At 65.7% G+C, this 21849-nt stretch carries 20 protein-coding genes; 11 read left to right on the top strand and 9 right to left on the bottom strand.

Annotated features, from left to right (window positions below; genetic code table 11):
- Positions 1–52 precede the first annotated feature (52 nt).
- Positions 53–355: a PepSY domain-containing protein gene (locus ACT3CF_RS16605; protein WP_478424662.1), complete on the bottom strand. Its 303-nt coding sequence runs from the start codon at positions 353–355 to the stop codon at positions 53–55.
- Between the two features lie 152 nt (positions 356–507).
- Between ACT3CF_RS16605 and ACT3CF_RS16610 the strand changes: the two genes are divergently transcribed.
- From ACT3CF_RS16610 to ACT3CF_RS16620, 3 genes are all read left to right on the top strand, one after another.
- On the top strand, positions 508–1185 hold the full coding sequence (locus tag ACT3CF_RS16610) for a response regulator (protein WP_478424664.1): 678 nt from the start codon (positions 508–510) through the stop codon (positions 1183–1185).
- On the top strand, positions 1172–2533 hold the full coding sequence (locus ACT3CF_RS16615; protein WP_478424666.1) for a sensor histidine kinase: 1362 nt from the start codon (positions 1172–1174) through the stop codon (positions 2531–2533). The genes ACT3CF_RS16610 and ACT3CF_RS16615 overlap by 14 nt, the downstream gene beginning before the upstream one ends.
- An 89-nt stretch (positions 2534–2622) precedes the next feature.
- The gene (locus tag ACT3CF_RS16620) at positions 2623–3612 is read left to right on the top strand and encodes a YncE family protein (RefSeq protein ID WP_478424668.1); all 990 of its coding nucleotides are present in this window, start codon (positions 2623–2625) and stop codon (positions 3610–3612) included.
- A gap of 6 nt (positions 3613–3618) precedes the next feature.
- Here ACT3CF_RS16620 and ACT3CF_RS16625 read toward each other — a convergent pair whose 3' ends face one another.
- Positions 3619–5868, bottom strand: a complete 2250-nt coding sequence (locus ACT3CF_RS16625) for a TonB-dependent receptor (protein WP_478424670.1) — start codon at positions 5866–5868, stop codon at positions 3619–3621.
- Positions 5869–6041: 173 nt separating this feature from the next.
- Here ACT3CF_RS16625 and ACT3CF_RS16630 point away from each other — a divergent pair, with 173 nt between their 5' ends.
- From ACT3CF_RS16630 to ACT3CF_RS16655, 6 genes are all read left to right on the top strand, one after another.
- On the top strand, positions 6042–6704 hold the full coding sequence (locus ACT3CF_RS16630; RefSeq protein ID WP_478424672.1) for a response regulator transcription factor: 663 nt from the start codon (positions 6042–6044) through the stop codon (positions 6702–6704).
- On the top strand, positions 6704–8077 hold the full coding sequence (locus ACT3CF_RS16635; RefSeq protein WP_478424673.1) for a sensor histidine kinase: 1374 nt from the start codon (positions 6704–6706) through the stop codon (positions 8075–8077). Before ACT3CF_RS16630 ends, ACT3CF_RS16635 begins: the two co-directional genes overlap by 1 nt.
- 128 nt (positions 8078–8205) lie before the next feature.
- Positions 8206–9234, top strand: a complete 1029-nt coding sequence (locus tag ACT3CF_RS16640) for a YncE family protein (RefSeq protein WP_478424675.1) — start codon at positions 8206–8208, stop codon at positions 9232–9234.
- Positions 9235–9262: 28 nt separating this feature from the next.
- Positions 9263–9991: a phosphatase PAP2 family protein gene (locus ACT3CF_RS16645; RefSeq protein ID WP_478424677.1), complete on the top strand. Its 729-nt coding sequence runs from the start codon at positions 9263–9265 to the stop codon at positions 9989–9991.
- A 52-nt stretch (positions 9992–10043) separates the two neighbouring features.
- Entirely contained in the window at positions 10044–12497 is a 2454-nt protein-coding gene (locus ACT3CF_RS16650; protein ID WP_478424679.1) for a TonB-dependent receptor, read from the top strand.
- A 79-nt stretch (positions 12498–12576) separates the two neighbouring features.
- Complete coding sequence (locus tag ACT3CF_RS16655; protein ID WP_478424680.1) at positions 12577–13290, top strand: response regulator transcription factor; 714 nt, start codon at positions 12577–12579, stop codon at positions 13288–13290.
- Here ACT3CF_RS16655 and ACT3CF_RS16660 read toward each other — a convergent pair.
- The 4 genes from ACT3CF_RS16660 to ACT3CF_RS16675 form a co-directional block, all read right to left on the bottom strand.
- On the bottom strand, positions 13257–13940 hold the full coding sequence (locus ACT3CF_RS16660; RefSeq protein WP_478424682.1) for a Fe2+-dependent dioxygenase: 684 nt from the start codon (positions 13938–13940) through the stop codon (positions 13257–13259). The genes ACT3CF_RS16655 and ACT3CF_RS16660 overlap by 34 nt on opposite strands.
- Positions 13934–14500 carry a tetratricopeptide repeat protein gene (locus ACT3CF_RS16665; protein ID WP_478424684.1) on the bottom strand — a complete coding sequence of 189 codons (567 nt, stop codon included), beginning with the start codon at positions 14498–14500 and terminating at the stop codon, positions 13934–13936. Before ACT3CF_RS16665 ends, ACT3CF_RS16660 begins: the two co-directional genes overlap by 7 nt.
- A gap of 131 nt (positions 14501–14631) precedes the next feature.
- Positions 14632–17127, bottom strand: a complete 2496-nt coding sequence (locus ACT3CF_RS16670) for a TonB-dependent receptor (protein ID WP_478424686.1) — start codon at positions 17125–17127, stop codon at positions 14632–14634.
- A gap of 114 nt (positions 17128–17241) precedes the next feature.
- Positions 17242–17523: a type IV toxin-antitoxin system AbiEi family antitoxin domain-containing protein gene (locus ACT3CF_RS16675; RefSeq protein WP_478424688.1), complete on the bottom strand. Its 282-nt coding sequence runs from the start codon at positions 17521–17523 to the stop codon at positions 17242–17244.
- Positions 17524–17792: 269 nt separating this feature from the next.
- Here ACT3CF_RS16675 and ACT3CF_RS16680 point away from each other — a divergent pair, with 269 nt between their 5' ends.
- Together ACT3CF_RS16680 and ACT3CF_RS16685 are read left to right on the top strand one after the other, a co-directional pair.
- Positions 17793–18467 carry a response regulator transcription factor gene (locus ACT3CF_RS16680; RefSeq protein WP_478424690.1) on the top strand — a complete coding sequence of 225 codons (675 nt, stop codon included), beginning with the start codon at positions 17793–17795 and terminating at the stop codon, positions 18465–18467.
- Entirely contained in the window at positions 18467–19792 is a 1326-nt protein-coding gene (locus tag ACT3CF_RS16685; RefSeq protein WP_478424692.1) for a sensor histidine kinase, read from the top strand. Before ACT3CF_RS16680 ends, ACT3CF_RS16685 begins: the two co-directional genes overlap by 1 nt.
- Positions 19793–19836: 44 nt before the next feature.
- Here ACT3CF_RS16685 and ACT3CF_RS16690 read toward each other — a convergent pair whose 3' ends face one another.
- The 3 genes from ACT3CF_RS16690 to ACT3CF_RS16700 all read right to left on the bottom strand — a co-directional run bounded on the left by ACT3CF_RS16690 (position 19837) and on the right by ACT3CF_RS16700 (position 21845).
- Entirely contained in the window at positions 19837–20070 is a 234-nt protein-coding gene (locus tag ACT3CF_RS16690) for a hypothetical protein (protein ID WP_478424694.1), read from the bottom strand.
- 62 nt (positions 20071–20132) lie between these two features.
- The gene (locus ACT3CF_RS16695) at positions 20133–20471 is read right to left on the bottom strand and encodes a hypothetical protein (protein WP_478424695.1); all 339 of its coding nucleotides are present in this window, start codon (positions 20469–20471) and stop codon (positions 20133–20135) included.
- A 21-nt stretch (positions 20472–20492) separates the two neighbouring features.
- Positions 20493–21845 (bottom strand): hypothetical protein, encoded by a 1353-nt coding sequence (locus tag ACT3CF_RS16700; RefSeq protein ID WP_478424697.1) that lies wholly within the window; start codon positions 21843–21845, stop codon positions 20493–20495.
- Positions 21846–21849 lie beyond the last annotated feature (4 nt).

The following is a 21849-nucleotide window of genomic DNA, read 5'->3' on the forward strand; positions in this document are numbered from 1 at the left end:
CAAGGGGGCCAGGCGGCGGCGTCGGGACCGGCAGCGTGGACTTGCGTCCCGGTCAGTCGGGGTTCGGGCCTTCGACCGCATTCTCCAGCAGCTTGCCGGTCACCGCATCGACGCCGACCTCATAGGTCTTGCCACCGGCCTTGATGTCGAAGGAATAGCGCAGGCCGCTGCCGCCCTTTTCCGCTTCGAGCTCATGATCGGTGATCTTGCCGGGCCGCGCCTTGAGGGCGATCGCCTGGGCGCGGGCCAGCGTGAGCTTGGCCTTGGGAGTCTTTTGCACGGGCGCGGCGGCGGCCGCGATCGGCAGGGCGGCGGCAAGCCCCGCGAGAATCAGAATTTGGCTGGTCTTTCGCATCGTCAAATGCTCCTCTGTCCCCTGTCGCCATCGTCTTAGGCGAAGCCACATTGCGAGAGGTTGAGGCGAAGATTGGGAATCCCCAACTTGAATGACCGACGGACCGCGGCATTGTCGCGGCGCCCGTTTCCGGGCTGCCATGGGCTGAATTCGTGAAGCTGCTTCTCCTCGAGGACGATACAGAGACCCGCAATCACCTTGTCCGGCTTCTCGAGGCGGAAGGGCATGTGGTCGACACGGCCAGCACCGGTCCCGATGCAATGTTCCTGGCCACCACCGGAAGCTACGGCGTCCTGATCCTCGACCGCATGGTGCCGGGCCTCGACGGCTTGGCCGTTCTCCGCGCCTTGCGCGCGGCCGATGTCCGGACGCCGGTCCTGTTCCTGACGGCGATGGGCGAAGTCGATGATCGTGTCGCCGGACTTCGCGCCGGTGCCGACGACTATCTCGTAAAGCCCTTCGCGGCATCCGAACTTCTTGCGCGGGTGGCCGCACTGTCCCGCCGCCAGCCGGTCGCCGACGTCCAGACCGTGCTTCGTGCCGCAGATCTGGAAATAGACCTGCTCAAGCGACGGGTGACGCGGGCGGGCCGCAAGATCGAACTGCAGCAGCAGGAGTTCAAGCTCCTCGAATACCTCCTTCTGCACCAGGGCGAGATCGTCACGCGCAGCATGCTGCTCGAGAATGTCTGGTCCTTCCATTTCGATCCTGGCTCGAACCTGATCGAGAGCCATATGAGCCGGCTCAGGGCAAAGGTGGACAAGGGCTTCGACCGCGAGCTGATCCAGACCATCCGCGGGGCAGGATATCGGCTCGATGGGAACCCCTAGGCTGCTGGTCAGCGGAGCGTTCCGCTTCGCGATCGCCCTCACCCTGGTATTCGCCCTCGGCGCCGCCGCCCTGCTCGCCATCGTCGAGCATTCGGTCTCGGCCTATGCGGTCGAAGCGGCCGGCGACGGCATTCTCGCCGAGCATGATGTGCTCGTGGACGAGTTCGCCACTCGGGGACGCGCGGAGCTGGTCGCAACGATGAACCGGCATGCTCGCGCCGTGCGCGAGGACCAGTTCCATTATCTGCTGATGGACAAGGAAGGTGCGCGGCTCGCGGGATCGCTGCCGGCAACGGCGGCACGGACCGGCTGGCACGAATTCGAGGTCTGGGATTCGGACGAGGGCGGGTCGGGCCGCCAGGTCCCCGTCATGGCATTCGGCGCTCGGCTATCCGATGGCGCGCTGCTCGTGGTGGCGAACGACATTTCGGATCTGCGCGACCTTCGCTCAGGACTGCGCCTGTCAACCGTCACCTTCGGGATCCTGATCTCGCTGCTCGCGCTGGCGGGCGGATTGCTGGTCGGTACCTTGTTCCTGCGCCGGCTCGATCAGGTGAACCACGCCATCGCCCGGATCAACGACGGGCGTCTCGCCGAGCGCCTGCCGCGCATCGGCATGGGCCCCGAGTTCGATCAGCTTTCGGCCAATCTCAACCGGATGCTCGACCGGATCGAAGTGCTGATGGACGGGCTGCGCCAGGTGTCGACGGATATCGCTCATGATCTGCGCACGCCGCTGACGCGCCTCCGCCAGCGACTGGAGCGGATGCAGCTCGGCGCCGACCCTGCCCCGCTTCCCGAGCAGATCGATGGTGCGATGGCGCAGATCGACGAGATCCTCGGCATCTTCGGCGCCCTGCTGCGAATCGGTGCGATGGAGGCCAGGGGCGCCCAGGCCGGCCTCGGCACTGCCGATCTCAGCGAGATGCTCGAGCGGCTGGGCCAGATCTATGCGCCTGCGATCGAGGATGCGGACCATGTCTTGGAAGAAGTCATCGCGCCCGGCATCACCGTGCGCGGCGACGTCGAGCTGCTGACCCAGGCCGTGACCAACCTGATCGAGAACGCGATGCACCACACGCCGGCGGGAACGCGCATCCGGCTCGAGCTGGGGCACCATGAAGGACAGATCCGGCTCGCCGTCGCCGATACGGGACCCGGCATCCCCGCGGGGGAGCGCTCGCGCGTGCTCGGGCGCTTCTACCGCATCGATACCAGCCGGAGCACGCCGGGTGCGGGCCTGGGCCTGGCGCTGGTCGATTCCATCGCGCGACTGCACGGCGCGACGCTGCTCCTGGCAGACAACGGCCCCGGCCTGCGCATCGAGCTCCGCTTCCCCCTGCCCTGAAGCCCAGATTGTTTTTCCCCAATGTTGGGGAAATCCTGGGCGAACCCCGGCGGCGCTAGGTTCCGATCCTTCGATCGATGGAGAACCCGATGCGCCCCTTGTTCCTTGCCCTTGCCGCCCTGCTCTCCACCACCGCGGCGGCCGATGCGCCGCGCTATGCCGTCACCGGCAGCATTGCGGGGCCGGACGGTGGCTGGGACTATGCGCGCGTCGATCCGGCGGCCCGCCGTCTCTATGTCGCCAGGGCCGATGGCGTGACGGTAATCGACCTGGACAGCGGCAAGCTGATCGGCACGATCGGGATCGCCAGCCGGGGCCATGCCGCCGTGCCGCTCGCGGGCGGGCGGCTGCTCGTTACCAGCGGCAACGATGCCATGGTCCGCTTCTTCGACGCGGCGTCCGGCGCGACCCTGGCCAGCCTGCCCGTAGGCAAGAAACCCGATGCCGCGATCCTCAGCGCCGATGGCCGCACCGCCTTCATCATGAATGCCGATAGCGGCACCGTCGCCGAGATCGACACCGTCGCCATGAAGGTCGCTCGGACCATCCCCGTCAAGCCGGCGCTCGAATATGGCGCGCTGGTCGGCACGACGCTTTACATCAATGACGAGGACGCGAACGAGATCGAGACGGTCGATACGGTCAAGGGCCGCGCGGGTGCGCCGATCGCCATGCCGGGCTGCGAGGGACCGACCGGCCTCGCCTATGATGCGCCGCACGGTCGCCTGATCAGCGCCTGCGCCAATGGCAAGGCCGCGATCGTCGATGTGCGGGCGAAGCGCATGACCGCGCTGGTCGATATCGGGGAAGGCGCCGACGCAGTGCTGCTCGACCCGGCGCGCAAGCTCGCCTTCATCCCCTGCGGCAAATCGGGCGTGCTCGATATCCTCTCGCTTGCCGGCGGCACCGTCACCCCCGCCGGCCGCGTCACGACCGAGCCCGGCGCACGCACCGCGGCCCTCGATCCCGCAACCGGCACGATCTACCTTCCCACCGCCCGCTTCGCGCCGGCGCCCGCTGGCGGACGCCCCTCGGCGATCCCGGGCTCCTTCCATATCCTCGTGGTGAAGCGCCAATAGGGGTGGCTATTGCCACGTCTTGCGGATGCTGAGGCGGAAGGCGCGGCCGAGCGGATCGAGATAGCCGCGCTGATAGGCGATCGGCACGGCGCCGAACCGGTCCCGGACATCGGCCGCACTGCCGAACACATTATCGACCGCCAGCAACAGCCGGAAGCCCTGGAGCCAGGGCATCGCCCGCTTGAGGGCGGGTTGCTGCTCGGGGAAGAAGAACAACCGGACGCCCGCGGTCACGGGTGCATTGAAGCTGAGCTCGCCGGGTAGCCCGGGCGCCACGCGGGTTTTGCCGAGCCAGCTGGCGCTGGCGCGGATGCCGAAGCCATGATGGGTCGCGCTGAGCTGCGCATCGAGCGCATGGCGAGCGACCCGGAGCCCTTCCCCGAGCCGGTTGCCGGCAACCAGGTCGATCGGCACCTGCCCGGCCGCCAGCTCGACGCGATCGACTAGGTGCCAGGTGTCATAGACCGCGAACTGGAGTGTCGTGCTCCCCGATCCGAAATAATGGTTGCCGCCAAAGCTGCCACCGCCGGGGAGCTTCGGGCCGGCAGCCCCGCTCCAGGACTTGCTGAAGTTGATGCCGAAGCGCAGGTCTTGCCGCACCTCGCGCGCGATGTTGAGCGGCCGAGCATCCACGCTGATGATCGCGCCGGTGCCATCGCGCCGCACCCGATCGGGAAAGGCCGACTCGAGCGCCGACGAGATACCGGGGAACATCAGGATCGCATCGCGGGTGGTCGCGTCGGTATAGGTCGCGATCATCGACCAGCGCTTGTTCGGCTTGAGCGTCGCCTCGAGCTTGAACAGGCTGCGGACGTCGTGGCGCAGCGTGGGATCGCCGCCATCGAGCCGGGCGGCCGTGACGGTCTGAGCTGTCCCATAGTCGTAGAAGCGGACATCCGGCGTCGCGGTGATCGGGTCGCCGAGCTGGCGGATCGTCGGCAGCGCGGCCTCACGGCTGCCCGCGATCAACACGGACAAAGGCTCGCGCGGTGTCCAGCTCACGGTCCAGCCGCGGTCGAGTGGTGCCGAGGCATCGGAATAGTCGTGCAGCGCCATGTTGACGCCCGCCGAGACCTCGCCGACCGGGCTACGGTCGCTGAGCAGCGGCAAGTCGAGCGCCAGCTGGCCGCTGAACATGCGCCGGGTAAGCCGGCGGGTGAGGCCGTCTTCGTCGCGCGCCGCGAGCCGCTCGCCGCTCCCGCCCGCTTGGACACTCAGATTGGCCTTGCCGGCAGGCATGCGGAACAGCGCGTCGCTGGCGACCGCGTCGAGTGCAAGCAGGTCGTCCACGCCGCGGCTGCTGCGCGCAGGCATGGCGCCATCGGCACCGGTACGAATGGTGGTGGCGACATGATCGCCGTTCGAGGTGAGCGACCAGGTCCAGCCGGCAAGCGTGCCGTTCAGCACGCCCCCGGCATGGCCCGTGTCCGTCGTGGTTACACGAGCGAGCGCTCGCGACGGATCGGATTGCATCGCCCCCAACAGGGCGCGGGAATTCAAATGGTCGTAGCTCGCATTGCCGGTCACCCCCATGCCGCCATCCAGCGCTCGGGCATAGACGCCGTCGATGGTGAACTGGCGGGTCATCGGGACCAGGGTGCGCAGCGGTGTGGCGCCGGCAATGCCGCGCTGCGCCTCGGTCACATCGTCGCCGATCTGATATTGGAGATTGGCGGTGATGCGATTGTCGCCCGCGATGCGGACAAGGTTCATCTCGGTGTTGAAGTCGTTGCGCGTGGTCGCCTCGGTCACCCGGTCCTCGAGCTCGCCGGTCTCGGATGCGAAGCTGGGCAGCAGGACGACGTTGATCACCTTCTGGTGCGCGGCATAGCCGAAGCGGATCGCCGCCTCCTCGGGAAGCACTTCGACGCGGGCCACCGCTTCGGGCGGCAGGTTGCGAACCTCGCCGATCGAGGAGATGCGGCGCCCGTTGAGCAACACCACGCTGCCGCCGCCCGGGCGCCCCTGGGTGCCGCCCGTCTGCGGCGCGAGCTGCGCGATAACGTCCGCCAACGTACTGGAACCCATGGCCGTGATCGCGTTCGCGTCGACCGAGATTTCGGGCGCGATCGGTCCTTCGACCGATCCGCGCAACCCTGGCGCGGTGACGACGATCTCCTGATCGTCCTGCACGTCCTGCGGAGACGAATCCTGTGCCTGCGCCTCGCCCGCGGCAAGCGCGAGCGGGGCGGAAGCAAGGCAAAGGAACAGGGCGCGCTCCAGGCGTCGCCCGGGCCCGCGTGGCACCGACGTCATCTTCACTCCAATCCTGATGGTCGGGCGGGCTTATGGTTCAGTCGCCGCCGGCAGATAAGGGGGCGAAACATTCTAAGTTTGCAATCTTCGCCCGCGGCGGGCCCCCGGAGCGGCAGTTCAGCCAAGCTGTCACAAAAATCTCGCAAGACGCTTCGCGAAGGATATCGCCTGTCATGAAGATATTGATCGTCGAGGATGACGGAGGGATCGCGACCTATCTGGAGCGCGGCCTCAGCCAGCACGGGCTCGAGTGCGAGATCGCCGCATCGGGCGAGGAAGCGCTGTCCCATCTGGGCGAGCGTCGCTTCGATGCGATGGTGCTCGACCGCATGCTGCCCCGGCTGGACGGGATGGAAGTGCTGCGCCGCAAGCCGCGCGACGTGCCGGTGCTGATGTTGAGCGCACTCGGCACGCTCGAAGACCGGATCGAAGGGCTCGATGCCGGCGCTGACGACTATCTGGTCAAGCCGTTCAGCCTGGTCGAGGTCGTGTCGCGGCTGAACGCGATCGTGCGGCGCGGTGGCGGCGACCGTGGCGATGTGCTGCGTGCCGGCGACCTGGAGATCGTCCTGACGACCTTCCGAGCCTGGCGCGGCGGCAAGCCGCTCTATCTCAACAAGAAGGAGTTCGCATTGCTCGCCGAGCTGATGCGCAACGCCGGCCGCCCCGTCACCCGCAAGATGCTGATCGAGGCGGTGTGGGGCTATTCCTTCGAGCCGTCGACCAACATCATCGAGAGCAATATGAGCCGGCTGCGCTCGAAGCTCGTCGTGCATGGCGACTCCGATCCGATCGAGACCGCGCGCGGCTTCGGCTATATTCTGCGCGCCGCATGATGCAGGCATGGCTGCGGCCGCGCAGCGTTAGCGGCCTCTCTGGGCTGTTCGGCCTGATCTTCGCGCTTGGCTCGGTGGCGATCGGCGCCGCGCTCTATGCCGCCGCCGGATTAGCGTTCGACCGGGTGCAGGACGCGCGCATCGAACGCGAACGCTTGCGCCTGCTGGCGCCGGTCGGCGAGCGGCCGCCGGGCACCGCGGACGTCGCGATACGGATTCGCGAGCGCGCCGCGCGGCGGGAGATCAGCAGCATCGGGCATCGCCTGCTCGACGGCCGGGGCAAGGTCGTGGCGGGCACCGCCGAGATACGCATCGGCCGCGACGGCGTGCGCAGCATCATGTTCCGTCAGCCCGGCGAAGTCTGGGAGCCGGCGCGCGCCCTGCACATCGTCCTAGGCGATGGTGGCCGGCTGACCATCGTCGCCGAGAGTGAATCGATCGAAGACCTGGGCAAGATCCTGTGGCCGCTGTTCGGCATCGCCCTGGCCCTGTCCGCCGCCGCCGGCTTCCTCGCCAGCCTGCTACTTGGCCGGCTGATCGCCGCACGCCTTGCCGCGATCGGCACCACCGCGAGCGCGATTATCGCCGGCGACTATTCCCGCCGCGTGCCGATCGACACGCTCGGCGGTACCTTCGCCGACCAGGCCCGCACCTTCAACCGGATGCTCGACCGGATCGAGGCGCTGATGGACAATCTGCGCCAGGTTTCGAGCGATATCGCCCATGACCTGCGAACCCCGCTGACCCGACTGCAGGCGACGCTGCGCCAGGCGGCCGAGGAAGAACTGGGCGAGGCCGAGCGTATCGCGCTGATCGCAGCGGCCGACCGTGAATGCGACGGCGTGTTGTCACTCTTCGCGGCACTGCTCAGGATCGGCGAAATCCAGGCGGGCCGGCGGCGCCCCAAGGTGGCCGAGATCGCGCTCGGCCCGCTCGTCGAGGATGTGGTCGAATCCTACGTGCCAGCATTCGCGGACAATAGCCGTCTGCTCGTGCTGGAGGCTTGCGAACCCTGCACGATCCGCGGCGATGCCGACCTGTTCAACCAGCTCGTCGTCAATCTGATCGAAAATGCCCAGCTGCACACGCCCGAGCACAGCACCACCCAGGTGTCGCTTCGGAAAGAGGGCGACACGGTCGTGCTGGCGGTTCGGGATGATGGTCCGGGGATTCCGGCAAGCGAGCGCCAGGAGGTCCTTCGCCGGTTCGTCCGGCTCGAGCGCAGCCGCACTACGCCGGGGCACGGATTGGGCCTGGCGCTGGTCGCGGCGATCGCGGGCTTCCATGACGCAGAGGTCTCGCTTGGCGATGCCCGGCCCGGCCTGATCATCCGGGTGACGTTCCCGTCAGCGGAAGTCACGGCCACATTCTAATTTTGTAATGTAAGGCGATTGAGGGACCTCAAGGGCCATTGAGTCACGCGACTGTCATCCGGCGAACCTAGCCGGACCCTGCCTTGGCCGGAGTAACATCGCCGGCTCACTTTGGGGTTGATTGAAACATGATTGAGAAATGCTGTGCTGCGGCGCTTGCCGCGGCAGGAATTCTTGCGCCCAATTTCGGTCACGCGCAGTCGGCAACCAGCGTCAACTATCAGATCGAGAACCGAATTCCGGGCGCGGACGGCGGCTGGGACTTCGCCAGCGTCGATCCGGCGACCAACCGACTCTATGTTGCGCGTACCGATGCGGTGATGGCCCTGGATCTCGCCACCAAGCGAGTCACGCCGGCCCTGGCGAGCGCGCATCGCGGTCATGCCGTGCTCCCCCTTCCCGGCTCGAAGGAACTGGTCGAGACGGATGGCGAGACCGGCCTGACGCGCTTCATCGATGCCGGTAGCGGTGCCGTGATCGCCGAGGTGGCGACGGGCGCGAAGCCCGACGCCGCGTTCATCGATCCGGTCACCGGCCTGGTCGTGGTGATGAATGCCGGCGACGGCACGGTGGCGCTGGTCGATCCCAAACAGCACAAGCTCGCCGGCAAGATCGCCGTGGGCGGCGGTCTCGAGTTCGGCGTGGCCGATGGCAAGGGCGGCGCCTTCATCAACATCGAGGACCGCAATGTGATCGCGGTGCTCGACCTGAAGACGCGCCGCGTCACCAAGACAATTGCGCTTACCGGCTGCGATGGTCCCACCGGTCTCGCACTGGTGGCAGGCAAGCGACTGATCAGCGCTTGCGCCAATAATGTCGCGGTGGTGGTCGATCCGGCCGCAGGCAAGGTGACCGAAACCTTCGCGATCGGCGGCGACCCGGATGCGGTCCTGGTCGATGAAGCCCGCGGCCTCGCCTTCATTCCGTGCGGTGGCAGCGGCACGCTGGTCGCGATCGACGTCAAGAACGCCACGCACATCCGCCTCGCGGGTACGATCACCACCCAGGTCGGCGCCAAGACCGGCGCGATCGATCCACGCGACGGCCGCATCTACCTGCCGACCGCCACGCTCGCAGCCCCGGAACCCGGCGCCAAGCGCGGAAAGCCGGTCCCCGGCAGCTTCGTGGTGCTCGTCCTCGCCCCCGCCAATTCCTGATCCGCAATTCCAAATTGGGAGACCATAAATGTCGCTTCGTACTGCCCTCAGCCTTCTCCTCGCCTCCGCCTGTGCGGTGGTCCCCGCCACGCTCCACGCGCAGACCGCTCCGGCTCCCAAGCCGGCCAAAACCTTCCAGTTGCTGAGCCCTGCGGATTTCCCCGAGGACGGCCTCGTCCCGGCACCGGCCGCGCGCGGCTCGCAGGCCGAGAAGCTCGAGCTCGACTATCTGCACGCGCTGATCGCCGCCACCTCGCCCGAGCGCCTGGAGCAGGCGCGCCAGGATGACGCCCATGAGGATCCCTCGATCTTCGATCAGGTGATGGGCGTCGACCTCAAGACCCTGCCGGCGACCTGGGAACTGCTGACGCTCGTCCACAACGAAGCGAACATGGCTGCCAACATCTACAAGGAGCATTTCGCACGCGTCCGCCCCTGGGGCGTCGATCCGACCATGCCGAATTGCGATGCGGGCAAGGGCAAGAAGCCGACCCGCAGCTATCCGAGCGGCCATTCGACCCTCGGCTATTCGGTCGGCCTGGTTCTCGCGACGCTCGCCCCGGCCAAGGCCGCGGCCGTGCTCGACCGCGCCCGCGACTATGCGCTCAGCCGCGAGATCTGCGGCGTGCATTTCCCGACGGACACCGAGGCCAGCCATGTGATCGCGTCGATCGCAGCCGAGCGCATCCTCGCCGATCCCCGCGCGGCGCAGCGCGTTGCGGCCGCTCGCGCCGAACTGGCTCGCCTCGCGCGCTGAGCCATTCGCGCTTCCTGACCTTCTGAAGAGACCCAATGGGGGGACTATCAAGATGAAGAAGAACCTTCGGATCGCCCTGCTCGTGGCCGGCAGCATCGCCGCCATCACGAGCGCCACCGCCGCCCAGGCACAAACTGCCGAGACCATGCAGGCCGACGACAATGCCAAGTCGACCAGCGCTAACGATGCCGGCCAGGCCAATGACAAGCAGTCGCTGACCTCCTCCGACATCATCGTCACCGGTTCGCGGACCGCGGAGAGCGCACCGCTCACTGCGTCGCTCACCACCACCCAGCCGCAATCTGCAGTCAGCCGCGACTATATCGACAACACGACGCCGGCCGCCGACTTCAACGAGCTGATCGCGCTTACCCCGGGCGTGTCGATCAGCGGTGCGGGCAATGGCTATGGCTTTGCCGAGACCAAGGCAGTGATCCGCGGTTTCCAGGACGGCGAATACAACGTCACTTACGACTCGATCCCGTTCGGCGACACCAACAACCCGACCCATCACTCGACGGCCTTCTTCCCCTCGAACACGATCGAGACGGTGGTCGTCGACCGCGGCCCGGGCAATGCGAGCCAGCTCGGCCAGGCGAGCTATGGCGGCAACATCAACATGTATTCGCGCGGCGTGAAGGACCAGATGGGCGGCCAGGTCGAGGCGATCGCCGGCCTGTGGAACTCGTTCATCGGCCGCGCCGAATTCCAGAGCGGCGCGATCCAGAGCCTCGGCGGCACCCGTATCGTGCTGACCGGCCAGATCATGCAATCGGACGGCGCGCTGACCTACTCGCCGGTCGCTGGCAAGAATCTCTACGGCAAGGCGGTCGTCCCGATCGGGACCTCGAACACACTCACGGTGATGAGCACCTGGAACCGCAACCATTACTACCAGTCCGACGTCACCAAGGGCGCGACCTGCGGCAGCGCCACCAAGGGCATCACGGGCTTCGCCAATGCGGCGGTCGGCCCGGACGGCCAGGCCCTGACCCAGCTTACCGGCGAGAATTGCGCGGCGAGCTCGAATGTGGGCGTGTTCGGCAAGGACTATGGCCTGACCAACGACCCGAAGACGATGGACTATTGGCGCTACAACCGCACCGACAAGACCACCGACTTCTCCTATCTGCGTCTCCAGAGCGAGTTGGGCTCCGGCTTCTCGATGGACAATCGCGTCTACATGTATGGCTACACCAACAACACGCTGTCCGGGAACACCGGCTCGGTGGTGTCGGGCTTCACCGGCGCGGGTACGGCCGCCTCGCCCTATGTCGCGGTGACCAAGGCCGGCGACGTGCTCGGCTATGACAAGATGAACAAGTACCGGGTGCTCGGCTATATCGGCCAGCTCAACTATGACTTCAGCTTCGGCAAGCTGCGCGTCGGCGGCTGGTACGAGCACGCCGTGACCGACCGCCATCTTCTCGATCTCGACATGACCACCGGCGCGCCGAGCTACAACGAGAAGTTCAACAACGGCAACGGCACTGCCGCCCAGAACGCGCTGCCGTCGACTTCGCTTGCGTCCATCCAATATGTCCAGCACTCGGACTGGAGCCAGTATCAGTTGTTCGGCGAGGCCGAGATCCGTCCGATCGACGGCCTGGCGATCACGCCGGGCGTCAAGTTCGTCCACTTCACGCGCGGCGTCGATGCGCTCGTCAACCAGAAGTCGCGCGGGCAGATCAACACCAGCGCGACCTGGACCAAGACGCTTCCGTTCCTGACCGCCAATTGGGAAGCGATGACCAACTGGTCGTTCTACGCCCAATATGCCCAGGGCATGTATGTACCGGACCTGTCGAGCTTCTATTCGACGTCGGGATCGCTCTCGACCGCGCTCGACGCGCTCAAGCCGCAGACCACGACCAACTATCAGGTCGGCACCGTCTGGCACGGCAACAAAGTCTCGGTCGATGTCGATGGCTATATCATCAACGTCAACAACAAGATCGGTACCTGCACCACCGTCGGCTGCGACACCACGCTGCTCGTCAATATCGGCCAGGTCCGCTACAAGGGCGTCGAGGGCCAGGTCAGCCTGATGCCGGTCCACGGCCTCACGCTGTTCGCCAATGGCTCGTACAATTACGCACGCAGCACGACGACCGGCGCCCAGATCGCCAAGGCGCCGTTCAGCACCGCGGCGGCGGGCTTCGTCTATCGCAACCAGGGCTTCCGGCTCTCGTTCGACCAGAAGTTCACCGGTCCGCAATATGCCACCGAGTTCAGCGGCAATCCCAATCTGCGCCTCTATCGCATCAAGCCGTACAGCATCGGCCAGTTCGCGATGAGCCAGGACGTCGGCGACAATTTCCGTCTCGGTGTCACGGTGCAGAACGTCTTCGACAGCCGCGCGGTCACGGCAATCTCGAGCAGCAGCTCGGGTGCGCCGACGGCCACGGTGGGCGGCGTCAGCTACCAGAATGGCTATGGTCAGGCAGACCAGTTCAACTTCCTGCCGCCGCGTTCCTTCCTGGTCGATGCGCGCGTCAAGTTCTGACGGCCTGGGGAGCCCGCTGCGTCCGGTACGCGGCGGGCCCTCTCCCCTCCGGCCGCGCCAGCTCGACCCAGAGAGCCCAATGCGAATTCTCGTCGTCGAGGACGATCCCGAACTGCGCAATCTGATCGCGCGGCAGCTCTCGGCGATGGGAGACTCGGTAGAGACGGCCGAATGCCGGGGGTCGAGTGTTACCGCGGCGGTCGCCGAGAATTTCGACGTGCTGGTGATCGGCCGGCGGTACCCGGATTTCGATGGACTGGCGCTCCTCCGGAGACTGCGCGCCGAGAAGTGCGCGACACCCGCGCTCATTCTGTCTGCGATGGCGACCGTCGAGGATCGCATTGAAGGCTTCGATGCCGGCGCGGACGCCTATCTCCCCAAGCCCTTCGGCTTCGCCGAATTGTCGGCGCGCCTTCATGCGCTTCATCGCCGCCGCACGCCGCTGCAGCCGGAGACCCATAGTCTCGTAGTCGGGGACATCGAACTCGACTTCGATCGTCAGGCCGTTCTCCACGCCGGGCGACGGGTCGATCTAGGCAAACCCGAATTCGCGCTGCTCGCCGAGCTGATGCGCAACGCCGGGGCTATCGTCACCCGTGCCATGCTGGTCGAGCGTGTCTGGCATCGCGGCTATGCGCCCAGAACGAACATCCTAAACGTGCATCTTAGCAACCTGCGCTCAAGGCTCAGAACGAACCTCGAGATCGATCCAATCGAAACGATCCATGGCGAGGGGTACAGGATGCGCGCCCGAGAAAGTCAGGCGTCCGCCCAGCGGCGCAAGAGATTGTGATAGACGCCCGTCAGCTCGATGACCGAACGATCGTCGTTGCCGAGCGTCGCGACCAGTCGCTGCACAGCCTGATCCATCTCGAACAAGATCCGCCGCGCGCCATCGTCGCGCACCATCGACTGGATCCAGAAGAAGCTGGCTACCCTCGTGCCGCGCGTCACCGGCGCCACCCGGTGGAGGCTGGACGAAGGATAGAGGATCGCGTGACCGGCGGGCAGCTTGACCGCCCGCTCGCCGAACTGTCCCTCGACTAGCAGCTCACCGCCGTCATAGGCCTCGGGATCCTCTAGAAACACAGTCATCGAGAGGTCGGAGCGGATGCGGAAATCGCTGCCGCGCTGGATGCGCACGGCATTGTCGACATGGGTGCCGAACTTCTGGCCGCCGGCGTAGCGGTTGAACAAGGGCGGAAAGACCTTGAGCGGGAGCGCTGCGGCGACGAAGAGCCCCGAGCGGCCCAGCGCATCAAGCATGAGCCCCCCGGCGCGGCGATGAGCCTCGCCCCCTTCGGGAAGCTGCTCATTGTCCTTGGCGAGCGCCGATTGCGCGCCCGAGGTGGCATTGCCGTCCACCCAATCCGCAGCGTCGAGAATGGCGCGAAGCTCGGACACCTGCTCGAGCGCCAACAGCTCCGGAATCGCGATTAGCATGCCAGCGCTTCCGCGAGCTCGGGCCAGGACGATCCCAGCAGCCATCCCCGCATCTTCGCGGTGAATGCCGGGGTGGCCGTCTTCCTGGCTTCGGCGATCCACCGCCGCGCCTCGTCGGGCCGCTCGGCCTCGAGCAGCATGCGCGCATGGTTGAACATGCCCCGGAAGTCGCCACCTCTGGCTGCCTCCGCATAGAAGCCGGCGGCCTTCGCCATGTCGCGTTCCACTACCCAGCCATCCTCATGGAAGCTGCCGAGATAGTTGATTGCCTTGGCGTTGCCCTGTCCCGCCGCCTTCTCAAACCAGGCAAGCGCAGCCCCCTTGTCCTCGGGCACGCCGTCGCCAAGCGTGAGCGTGGTCGCGTAATTGTACATGCCCCAGTCGAGGCCGCGCTCGGCGGCGACGCGGAAGCACTCGGCGGCGCGGACCTTGTCGATGGCTGTGCCCCAACCCAGGTCATAGCAGCGCCCGACCATGTTGAGTCCCATGAGGTGGCCCTGCGCTGCAGCCTTGTTGAACCACGCGAAGCCCTGACGCGCCTCCCCCGCATCCAGCAGCATCTGCCCCCAGACCGCCTGGGCCTCGGCTACGCCTTGCTCCGCGCCCGCCTGAATCAGCGCCGCCCGCTCCTCCGGCGAACCGGAGAGGCGGGCGGCAACCTCCGCTGGGGAGAGCGATTGCAGATCGTCGCTCAGAACTTGATCCCGAGCGTCGCAAAAGCCGAGCGGCCCGGCGCGATCGACGCATAGTGCGCTGTATAGGCCTGCGGGAAATAGACCTTGTCGGTCAGGTTCTGCACATTGACGCTCACATCGAAATGCTCGTTGATCGTGTAGCCGATCCGGGCGTCGAAGCGCCAATATTCGGGCACGGTACGCACCAGGACCTTGGTCGCCGGATTGACGGTCACCACGCCGGCTGCGTTCTGGGTCGCCGAGCGGTTGTCGGCATAGCCGCCGAACACCCGGCTCATGTAGAAGGCGCCGCCGCCGACGCTAAGCCCCTTCATCGGCGTCACGTTCGCCCAAAGCGTGAAGCTGTCCCGGGCGGTCTGCGTCGCCTGGCGGCCATTGTTGACGGAGGGGACAAGCACGGTCTTGGCTGCCTGTACGGTCGTACCGCCCACGACCACGGCCGGCGCGGTCAGCGCAGTGAAGCCGCCATCGACGATCTTCGGGTCGAGATGCGTATAGCCGCCGAACACGTTCAGCCACTTGGTGACGTTGCCATTGAAGCTGAACTCGATGCCGCGGATGCGACGCTTGCCGATGAACTGGACCGTATTGTCCTCGCCGGTGGCGCGGGCATTGTTGGTATCGGTCTGGAAAGCGGCGAGCGTCAGCGAGAGCTGATCGCCGAACAGCCCGGCCTTGGCGCCGATCTCATAGCTCTTGGTCGTCTCGACCTTGAGGCTGTCGAGCAGCGCTAGGTTTGCGCTGGTGTTCGTCGTCGGCAGCGCGTTTGCCTCCTGGCCCTCGCCGAGCAGGCTGTTCGGCGGCGTGGCCGCCGTCGCATAGCTCGCATAGAGGCTGGTGTTGCGCGTCGGCTTGAACACCAGACCGGCCTGCCAGTTGAAGATGTTGTCGGTGCGCTCGAGGCTAAAGCCCTGGCTGCCCGCCGGGATCGCCGGCGTCAGCTTCGAGGTGAAGCGATCGAAGCGCCCGCCCAGGTTCAGGATCAGCGACGGCATCAGCGTGATCGAGTCGAACGCATAGGCCGAGACGGTGTGCGCGTCGTTCTGGATTTCGGTCGTCGGACCGCCCTTCACCACCGGCACCACCGTGGTCGAGGTGTCGCTGGCATAGTTGACCCACGCATCGTTCGGGTTCGGGTTGAACAGGCTGGTGCAGTAGAAGCGTGCCAGCGCCGCCGGGGTGCAGCGCGGGCTGATGGTCGAGCCGCTCGCAGTGACATAGGTGCCGCGGCGCGCCTTCTCCCAACTGATCTCGAGACCCGTCGCAAAGCTGTGCTTGATGCTTCCCGTCTCGAAGCTGCCGAACAGGTCGGTCTGGTTGGTCAGTGCCTCGGCATAGCCGTAGCGCGTATTGTTGCGGCGCCAGACCAGCCCGCCTGCGGTCGCGGGCGTGGCGGCGTTGGTGCCGTAGACATTGCCCTGCTGGTCGTCGGGCTGGGTGTAGATGTAATTCTGCTCGTTATAGCTATAGCGGCTGCTGTTGCGCAGCGTCACACCGCCAAAGTCATGCTCGACCCTGAGCGTCGCCTGATGGGTATAGGCGTCGCGGAAGTCGCGGCTCTTCAAACCATAGAAGCTGTTGCGATCGACATGGCCGGTCACGCCGGCGATCGTCCTGACGTCGCCCATAGCCGGTTCGGAATAGATCTCACCCGTGCCCGGCGCGTTGCCGATCGTGTAGAGATAGGGAATTCCGCTGTCGGGCAGCTCGTGCGTCTCTAGATAATAATAGGAAGCGGTCAGGCGGGTGTCGGTGCCAAGGCCGACCGTAACCGAAGGCGCCACGCCCCAGCGGCGCTGCCAGATCGCATCGCGGCCGGCGAAATCCTGATCATGCCACATCGCCGCGAGGCGCACGCCGATGGTGTTGCCAAGATACTGGTTCACGTCGAGCGAAGCATGCTTGTAGTCGGCGGTGCCGACACTGCCGCTCGCGCGCACGAAATTGGTCGCCTGCGGGGTCTTGGTGATGATGTTGATCGAGCCGCCGGCGCTACCGCGGCCGCCCAGCGTCGAGTCCGAACCGCGCACGACCTGGACCTGCTCGACCGCAAAGGTGTCGCGCGCCTGGGCGGCGGTATCGCGCACGCCGTCGACAAAGGTCGAGCCCTGGCTGTCGAAGCCGCGGATGAAGGGACGGTCGCCGACCGGATTGCCGCCCTCGGCGGCACCGAAGGTGATGCCGGGCACCGTGCGCAGCGCATCGGCCAGCGTGGTCGAGCCGGTTTGGTCGATTACGTCCTTGGGCAGCACGATCACCGAACGCGGCGTATTCTGCAGCGTCGCGGTCGCCTTGGGGCCTTGCAGTTCGGTGCGGGCGCCGGTGACGACGATCTGCTCGCGGTCTTGCGCGCTGCGGTCCTGGCCATCCTTGCCGTCATTGGCGGGCGCGGGATCGTTCTCGGCCGCATAGGCCGTCGCGGACGAAGCGATGAACCCCACACAGGCAAGGGCGAGGAAAGACGCGCCGGTGCGCGTGGCGGAAACGGTCATCAAAAGAAACCCCCTTTGCTCAACTCTCAACAGCTGCCCAAGGGCCACTGTCACTCATGATTCTAAGTCGCATTAGCGATAAAGACGAAGATTTCGCCCCTATTCCAATGGCTTCTAGGAAAGAATTTGGTCGAAGCGCTGCGCCAGCCGGGACCTGCCGTGCGCGACCCGCTCCAGGATTCCGCGCTGCCGCAACTGGCTCGCATAGGCTGCCGAGATCCCCGCTTCCCGCAGCTCGGCCGCAGAAACCGTACCCCGTCCGCGCAGACGCTTGATCACTTCACCAGCGCAGAGCGCCTCGCGAGGGGCCACCGATGGCGCGCCGACAGCGGCCCGAATCCGCCGGGCGGCTGCGCCGCGCATGGCGATTTCGGTGAGCGCTATGGCATGCGGCATCTGCGTTTCCTGCGAAGCTAATGCGACTTGATCGCAACTAAGGCTCGCCTTTACGCTTCGATGCGCGCCTGCCAATCGGCAAAGCGCGACATTGGGATGTTGTATGGATTTGCCAATGTTATCCCAATGTTGCGCGCAAAAGCTCTCCCAGGAGCCAATGCAAGCCTCGGCTTCGGATACTTGCGTGCGTCCCTGTTCCGGTCACGCCAGTCTGCCCGGAAGCCAAGCGCGGTTGGCATCCGGCGCCGGCACGGCGATAGAGGTTGGAAATGCGTATTCTGATCGTGGAGGATGACCCCGAGACGCGCGCCTTCGTCGCGCGCGGTCTCACGGAAAGCGGCCATGTCGTGGTGACCGCGGCCGATGGCCGTGACGGATTGTTCCAGGCCACCGACGGCAGCTTCGACGTGTTGATCGTGGACCGCATGGTGCCCGCGCTCGACGGGCTCTCGCTGGTCAAGATGCTGCGCACCGGCAATTGCGCGACGCCGGTCCTGATGCTGACTGCGATGGGCAGCATCGACGACCGGGTCGAGGGACTGGAAGCCGGTGCCGACGACTATCTGGTCAAGCCCTTCGCCTTTTCCGAGCTTGCCGCCCGAATTCAGGCGCTCGCGCGTCGCCCCCTCCTACAAGCCGACCCCGTCCGCATGCATGTGGGCGATATCGAGCTCGACTTCGAGCGACGCCTGGTGCGTCGCTCCGGCCGCAAGGTGGCGCTGCAGCCTCGCGAGTTCCTGTTGCTCGCCGAGCTTATGCGCCACCCTGGACGCATCGTGACGCGCACCATGCTTCTGGAGCGCGTCTGGGATCTCGATTTCGAGCCTCGCACCAATATCGTCGAGACGCATCTCAGCCGGCTGCGCACAAAGCTCAACGCCGGGTTCGACCAGGATGCCATCGAAACCGTGCGCGGCGCCGGATACCGGATGCGCGCGGATTGATGCGCTTCGGCCGCTCCACCTTCGGGCTTGCGGCGCTGATCAGCATCGCGCTCACGCTCGGCACGCTGGCGATCGGACGGATTGCCTATTGGATCACGCATGAGGCGATCGAGCGGGAGCTAGATCACCGCATCGACATCGAGACGCGCGCGCTGCTGGTGGAGCCTGGCGCGGACCGCGGTGCGGCAATCGCCATGGCAATCAACCGACGGCTCGCAGCGCCGATCGCCAATGACCTCGATTATCTGCTGGTCGATGGCGCAGGAAAGCGTCTGGCGGGCAACCTGGACCCGAAGACAAAGCTTGTCCCAGGCTATCAGGAGTTCTTCCGCTCGCGCGACGGCACCGTCGGCCAAGCGATGACCACGCGCTTGACGGACGGGAAGCTGCTGATTGTGCGGGCGGATCGGGCAGGCCTGCGGCGGGTCGATCGGCGCCTGCGTGGCCTGTTTGACTGGTCGGTCGGCGCCATGCTGTTGCTCGGGCTCGGGGGCGCCTGGACCTTGAGCGCGCTGACCCGCGCGCGGCTGCGCAGGATGGACCGAGCCGCGCTCGCCATCATCGATGGCGATCTCGCCAAGCGCATGCCGGTCGACGGATTGGGCAACGAGTTCGACCGTCTCGCAACGACGCTGAACCAGATGCTCGACCGCATCAATGCCCTGATGCTCAACCTGCGCCAGGTCTCAAGCGACATCGCCCATGATTTGCGGACGCCGCTCACCCGGCTGCGCCACCGGCTGGAGGAGGCAGCGGAGGACGGCGATGCCGACCGGGCGGCCGCCATCGACTCGGCGATCCGACAGGCCGACGAGATGCTGGACATTTTCTCCGCGCTGCTGCGCATCTCGGAAGTCGAGGGGCTCGGCATACGCAAGCATTTCCGCACGATCGACCTGAGTGCGACGCTTACGGATTTTGCCGAGACCTTCCGCCCGGATGCCGAACAGCGCGGCCACCTATTTGAAATCGACGTGCAGCCCGGCATCACCGTGCTGGGAGATCGGCGCCTGCTCATCCAGCTCGTATCGAACCTGCTGGACAACGCCCTGCAGCATACTCCGGCCGGAACCCAGATCCAGCTCTCGGCCAGCCGGAAAGAGGGAGAAGTGAGGCTGGCCGTAAACGACGATGGCCCCGGTGTGCCCGACCAGGCCCGGCCACGCCTGTTCGAGCGGTTCAGCCGTGCGGATGCCAGCCGTTCGACGACCGGGCATGGACTGGGTCTGGCGCTGGTCGCAGCGATCGCGGCCGCCCATCACGGAAAGGCAAGCCTGGCAACAGGCCCAGGCTTCGGAATCGAAGTGATCCTGCCGCCGCACTGAGAGGCGCCCGCTCTAGCCTATCCCGGGCCCCGGAAGCGAAGCTCCTATTCGATTGCAAGTATCAGAAGATCAACCAGCCCGCCCGGGCGGTCCGAAACAACATGTTCGAGATGGACCCTGTATCCTTCGCCGGCATGCGCCCGTACGCGGCGAACGGTGTGCTGGAAGGACTCCAGATCGGCGTCCCTGTCGCTCGCGGGCGCAAGCGAAGCCCCGCCGTCAGTCCGCTTTATGACGAAATTACCACCACTCTCAAAAAGCTCGTCGATGAAACTCAAGCGCGTGTCCTTTCGCCAGACATTTCGGCCGCCCGCGCGACCGTGTCCAGACGGTCCCGAATTCAGAACTTGCCGGGCGGCGGAAGGTCCGCGCCGCAATATTCGAAATAGATCATCACCGCCCGGCCGCGCTCGTCATTGCCTGGCACGGATCGGACCAGGCTGCTCTGAAAGCCAGCGTGCTGGACCTCAACCTCGGTCATAGAAAGGGCGGCCATGAGGTGCGTGATACTGCGCCGCCCCTCGTCGACGTCACGGTCCTTCTCCTCGCGCAAATAGTCTTCCAGGACGCGGATGCGCTTGCGCTGGCCATACCAGTAGCGAGCATAGGCGATGGTGGCGACCGCGGCGGTCAGAATTGACGCCCAGGCCGAAGCAATCTCCAGCAGATCCTTGTACATGCTGCCCCCGATTCTCGTGGCTCAGGGCCACGGCTCCCCCTCTTCCTTGCGCGCAGGCGCCTTCAAACGAAATTTGCCCCAGGTCAGTGCCTTGCGCCAACTCGCGCTAGACTGAGCGCTGATTCGGGCACGCGCCAGCTGGTGGCCGACCGTCACGACCGCTTTGCGCAGCGATATCCAATGTGCGTCGTCGCCGCTGCACCAATCCAGCCGCAACGTCGAGAACCCCTCCCACCATCGGTCGTTGTGGAACAGGTCAAGCACGGCACCTGGATAGACCTCTCCCTCGAGGAGTCGCTCGAAATCAGAGCTGCCGAGGTGATTGCCGAAAAGGTAGAAGCGCTCATCGACATCGGCATGATCGAGACGCCGTATCAACCGGCAGAGTTCGAGCATGTCATGCCGCCCACCCGCGCCGACCTTTTCGCAGACCGGATAGGTATTGCGAAGGACGTGCCAGCGCAGATCATCAAGCTGTAGGACGATCAAGGCACAATGCGCATACTCGCTCTCATCGCTCTGGCGGACAAAGAAGATCCGTTCGGGCGCCAACGCCGTGATCGCCGCATGGATTTCCTCGACCTGGGTTCGAAATCCGTCCGGATCAACGCAGAACGGCGCGCCCTTTCCTTCGATCAGCCACAAGGGACTGATCGCGAGCAGCCCGGCTAGACCTTCCAGTTCGGTTTCATCTGTTTCAGCGTGCCCTTGGACAATCTGCTCGAGTCGCCGCCAATTCCCGTGGCCAGCGAGCCGAGCCAGGTGTTGGAGGGTAATGCGATCGTCGGAATGGCGGTTCGCATTGATCAACTCAAGGGCATGCGCAAGACGCTGCCCGATCTCCATTTCGATGGCAGAATCAGGCGTCGCGCGGACTAGCGCAGCGAGTCCGTAACTTGCAGCCAGGTCTGTATTGCGGGCCAGCAGCCCCTCGATCCAGTCCCAGCCGTGGAATTTCACCGAGAACAGGCCTTCAGCCTTGTTGGCATCACTCAACTCGCGGGCAAGTTGCTTGAGCTCGACATCATTTGGGCCGGTTGTAAGCATCACGAAAGTGTCGAGCGGCGGCACGAACGTTTTGGCTCGCACGACTTCCGCGCGAAACTCATCCGCGCTCAGGCGAGAGTTCGGCGTCCAATGGGCGTCCGACCTCCCCTTGCATTGTGCGCCAACACTCTGTCCGGTCTTTTGATCGACGCCCCAAACATCGACGCCGGCCTGGGGTTGGCCGTTTCGGCCATTGAGATCGACAAAGGGGTCGCCAAGAATTTCAGCGAAAAGATCCCGAGCCAGAAGCTCGAAATCCTGCCAGTTGCGGGGGTGCATGAAGCGCCCGCCGCGGTTGAGCTCTAAGGTCGCGTGACCATCAGACATGGCG

It is taken from the genome of Sphingomonas chlorellae (assembly GCF_056485145.1).

Coding starts and splice junctions, on each gene's coding strand:
- ACT3CF_RS16665 (WP_478424684.1), bottom strand. CDS start 14,500: ATGCTGCTGGATGCGGGGGAGGCGCGTCAGGGCTTCGCGTGGTTCAAC.
- ACT3CF_RS16645 (WP_478424677.1), top strand. CDS start 9,263: ATGTCGCTTCGTACTGCCCTCAGCCTTCTCCTCGCCTCCGCCTGTGCG.
- ACT3CF_RS16685 (WP_478424692.1), top strand. CDS start 18,467: ATGCGCTTCGGCCGCTCCACCTTCGGGCTTGCGGCGCTGATCAGCATC.
- ACT3CF_RS16660 (WP_478424682.1), bottom strand. CDS start 13,940: ATGCTAATCGCGATTCCGGAGCTGTTGGCGCTCGAGCAGGTGTCCGAG.
- ACT3CF_RS16615 (WP_478424666.1), top strand. CDS start 1,172: ATGGGAACCCCTAGGCTGCTGGTCAGCGGAGCGTTCCGCTTCGCGATC.
- ACT3CF_RS16635 (WP_478424673.1), top strand. CDS start 6,704: ATGCAGGCATGGCTGCGGCCGCGCAGCGTTAGCGGCCTCTCTGGGCTG.
- ACT3CF_RS16605 (WP_478424662.1), bottom strand. CDS start 355: ATGCGAAAGACCAGCCAAATTCTGATTCTCGCGGGGCTTGCCGCCGCC.
- ACT3CF_RS16670 (WP_478424686.1), bottom strand. CDS start 17,127: ATGACCGTTTCCGCCACGCGCACCGGCGCGTCTTTCCTCGCCCTTGCC.
- ACT3CF_RS16680 (WP_478424690.1), top strand. CDS start 17,793: ATGCGTATTCTGATCGTGGAGGATGACCCCGAGACGCGCGCCTTCGTC.
- ACT3CF_RS16650 (WP_478424679.1), top strand. CDS start 10,044: ATGAAGAAGAACCTTCGGATCGCCCTGCTCGTGGCCGGCAGCATCGCC.
- ACT3CF_RS16620 (WP_478424668.1), top strand. CDS start 2,623: ATGCGCCCCTTGTTCCTTGCCCTTGCCGCCCTGCTCTCCACCACCGCG.
- ACT3CF_RS16655 (WP_478424680.1), top strand. CDS start 12,577: ATGCGAATTCTCGTCGTCGAGGACGATCCCGAACTGCGCAATCTGATC.
- ACT3CF_RS16675 (WP_478424688.1), bottom strand. CDS start 17,523: ATGCCGCATGCCATAGCGCTCACCGAAATCGCCATGCGCGGCGCAGCC.
- ACT3CF_RS16700 (WP_478424697.1), bottom strand. CDS start 21,845: ATGTCTGATGGTCACGCGACCTTAGAGCTCAACCGCGGCGGGCGCTTC.
- ACT3CF_RS16630 (WP_478424672.1), top strand. CDS start 6,042: ATGAAGATATTGATCGTCGAGGATGACGGAGGGATCGCGACCTATCTG.
- ACT3CF_RS16640 (WP_478424675.1), top strand. CDS start 8,206: ATGATTGAGAAATGCTGTGCTGCGGCGCTTGCCGCGGCAGGAATTCTT.
- ACT3CF_RS16695 (WP_478424695.1), bottom strand. CDS start 20,471: ATGTACAAGGATCTGCTGGAGATTGCTTCGGCCTGGGCGTCAATTCTG.
- ACT3CF_RS16625 (WP_478424670.1), bottom strand. CDS start 5,868: ATGACGTCGGTGCCACGCGGGCCCGGGCGACGCCTGGAGCGCGCCCTG.